Here is a 3,255-nt window from a genome sequence, read left to right as displayed (position 1 = left end):
GCCCCGTGCGGCCCGGCTGTTCCCGCGGGTCCGGCCCCGGCCCCCGCCCGGCCCGGGGGGGGGGGGGGGGGCGGGGGCGGCCCCCCGCCCCCGGTGGCGCTCGCGCCGTGGTTACAGGGTGCCGGTGATGGCGGTGCCGGTGTGGTTGCCGGTGACGCCCTGGAGGTCCAGGGCCTGGGGGGCGGCCCAGTTGCCGTCCGCGAGGCGGGTGGTGGTCAGGACGCGGTTGTCGCTGGTGGTGATGGCGAACTGGGCGCCGGTGTCGACGGGGGCGGCGCTGACGGAGGTGGCGGTGACCTGTCCGATGACGCTGCTGACGGAGCCGAAGGGCTGCCAGGTGGCGTTGGCGTAGCGGATGGTGTGGAGCTGGGCGCCGGTGTCGGTGACGACGACGAGGTTCATGTCGTTGCCCTGGCGGGCCATGGCGAGCGAGGTGACCGGCGCGGTGGAGCCGGCGGCGCCGGCGACCGCGCCCCAGGCGGCCCAGGTGCCGGTGGAGCCGGAGCGGATGGTGTGGTAGACCTGCCCGTTCGCGACGGCGGCGACCTGGAGGTCCCCGCCCACTCCGGCGGTGGCGAGGGTGGTGACACCGCTCAGCGGGCCGGCGGCCTCGAAGACCTTGCCGAAGCCGGTCCAGTAGCCGGCGCTGCTGCGGACGGTGTGGAAGAGCTGGCCGTCGGCCAGGACGACGACCTCCAGGTTGGCGCCGGTGGAGGCGATGGCGACCTGGGTGATGCTGCCGAGGTCGCCGACGTTGGTGTTGAGGTCGCCGAACTGGCTCCAGCTGCCGTCGAGGTGACGGACGGTGTGGTACAGGTGGCCGTTGGCGCCGAGGGCGACGACGTGGGTGTCGCCGTTGATGCCGGCGGTGGCGACGGTGCGCACGCCGCCGATGTTCCCGGCCTTGGCCTGGACGTCCTCGTACGGGGTCCAGGAGCCGTCGTAGAGGCGGGCGGCCTGGTAGAGGTTGGTGCCCCCCTTGACCAGGGCCTGGGTCTTCCAGCCGACCGAGGTACCGCGGACCTGCTGGACCCAGGCGCCGAGGTCGTCGACGCGGGTGTTGGTGGCGCCGGTGCGGGTCTCGGTGCTGCCGAAGCAGCCGCCCTGCCAGGAGCGGGAGGCGACGGCGGCGAGTTCGGCGGTGCCGTTGACCTCGCGGATGACGGGGGCGCCGGTGTCGCCCTTGCAGACCGCCGCTCCGGCGGTGCCGGTGGTGCTCACGGTGCTCGCGGTGACGGCGTCGACGGTGAACGAGCCGCTGTGGAGCTTGTTGGGCACCCACTCGGTCTTGTTCCGGCCGTAGCCGGGAACCCGCAGGCTCGCGCCGGCCGTCGGCGCGGCGGCGGCGAGGGCGAGCGGGGCTATGCCGTCGACGGGCGTGGCGAGGCGGGCCATCACCAGGTCACGGTCCTGACGCGGCACCAGCTCGCTGATCTCGGCGGTCGCGCCCGTGGTGGTGGTGAGGTCGGTGCGGCCGACGGTGGCGGTGGTGTGCCACTTGGGCGCGCCGGCCTGCAGTGCGGCGGGCTGCGCCGGGTCGTCGGCGAAGCAGGACGCGGCGGTGATGATCCAGTTGCGGTCCACCAGGGTGCCGGTGCAGGAGCGGACGTTGTCGCCGATGGTGAGCTTGGCGGTGTAGGCGTAGGCGCCGTCCGCGGCCGGGTCGCTGGCGACGGCACCGGCGGGCGCGGCGGAGAAGGTGGCCAGCGCGCCGACCGCGATGGTGGCGGCGGCGAGCGCGCCCGAACGGCGGGTGAGAGCCGAGGTGCTGCGGAGCATGGGGAGTCCCCCTGAGGTAGTAGTGGTGACTGCGTGCCGGTGGGGTGGGTGACCGGGTTCGATCACCTACCCCACCGGCTGGAGACGTGCCGTGGGGTCAGCCCGCGGGTGCGGCGGTGACGCTCTGGATGGCGCTGCTGGGGACGGCGGAGAAGGTGGTCCAGGAGCCGTCGGCGTGCTTGTCGGCGGTCCAGATCTGGTCGTCGCCGCGGATGGCGAGCAGGCGGATCGTGTCACCGATGGTGGTGGCGGCGACCTGCTTGACACCGCCGGTGTCGGGGACCGCGTCGAAGGTGGTCCAGGGGCCGTTGCCGGTGCTGTCGGTGGTCCAGATCCGCTGGTCGCCGCCGACGGCGAACAGGCGCACGGTGGTGCCGACGGTGGTGGCGGCGATGTTCTGGATGGCGCTGCTCGGAATGGCCTCGAACGTGCTCCAGGTGCCGGCGGTGTAGTCGCCGGTGGTGGTCCAGATCCGCTGGTCGCCGCCGACGGCGAACAGGCGCACGGTGTTGCCGACGGCCGTGGCGGCGATGTTCTGGATGCCGCTGCTGGGGAGGGCCTCGAAGGTGCTCCAGGCGCCGCCGTCGGTGCTGTCGGAGGTCCAGATCCGCTGGTCGCCGCCGATGGCGAACACGTGCACCGTGGTGCCGATCGCGACGGCGGTCACCTGGCGGATGCCGCTGCTGGGCAGGGCCGAGAAGCCGCTCCAGGTGCCGGCGGTGTAGTCGCCGGTGGTGGTCCGGATCTGCCCGTCGGTCCCGACGGTGAACAGGCGCACGGTGTTGCCGATGGCGACCGAACTGACCTGCTGGGTGTTGCCGCTGCCGGGCACCGCGTCGAAGGTCCCCCACACGTTCGCGTTGTAGGAGCCCTCGTTGGTCCAGATCTGGCTGTCGCCGCCGACGGCGAACAGCCTGCTCGCCGGGCGCGACGCCTTCACGCTCTTCACCCAGGTGCCGAGGTCGTCGACGCGGGTGTTGGTGGCGCCGGTGCGGGTCTCGGTGCTGCCGAAGCAGCCGCCCTGCCAGGAGCGGGAGGCGACGGCGGCGAGTTCGGCGGTGCCGTTGACCTCGCGGATGACGGGGGCGCCGGTGTCGCCCTTGCAGACCGAGGCGCCGGCGGTGCCGGTGGTGCTCACGGTGCTCGCGGTGACGGCGTCGACGGTGAACGAGCCGCTGTGGAGCTTGAGCGGGGCCCACTCGGTCTTGGTGCGGCCGTAGCCGGGCACCCGCAGGGACTCACCGGCGGTGGCCGCGGCGGTGGCCAGCGGCAGGGTGGCGATGCCGTCGACCGGGGCGGCCAGGCGGGCCATCACCAGGTCACGGTCCTGACGCGGCACCAGCTCGACGACGTCGACGGACTTGCCGGCACTCGTGGTGACGTCGGTGCGGCCGACGGTGGCGGTGGTCTTCCACTTGGGCGCGCCGGCCTGCAGCGCGGCGGGCTGCGCCGGGTCGTCGGCGAAGCAGGACGCGG

Annotated in this window: 2 protein-coding genes; both read right to left on the bottom strand. The window is 73.8% G+C overall.

Translation table 11 applies throughout. The annotated features are described in order from the left end of the window. Positions 1-111 precede the first annotated feature (111 nt). Positions 112-1,779, bottom strand: a complete 1,668-nt coding sequence (locus tag ACIQTO_RS26920) for a trypsin-like serine protease (RefSeq protein ID WP_402392946.1) — start codon at positions 1,777-1,779, stop codon at positions 112-114. Between the two features lie 97 nt (positions 1,780-1,876). Beyond that, the coding region (locus tag ACIQTO_RS26915) for a trypsin-like serine protease (RefSeq protein ID WP_402392943.1) at positions 1,877-3,255 on the bottom strand (1,379 nt) is incomplete at its 5' end.

It is taken from the genome of Kitasatospora sp. NPDC091207 (genome assembly GCF_044768625.1).
Taxonomy (GTDB): Bacteria; Actinomycetota; Actinomycetes; order Streptomycetales; family Streptomycetaceae; genus Kitasatospora.
Note: the sequence above shows the minus strand (reverse complement) of the source record. Positions and strands in the feature narration are given on the sequence as shown.

Bases quoted from the DNA above. Each gene is read 5' to 3' on its own strand.
- ACIQTO_RS26920 (WP_402392946.1), bottom strand. From the start codon at position 1,779: ATGCTCCGCAGCACCTCGGCTCTCACCCGCCGTTCGGGCGCGCTCGCC.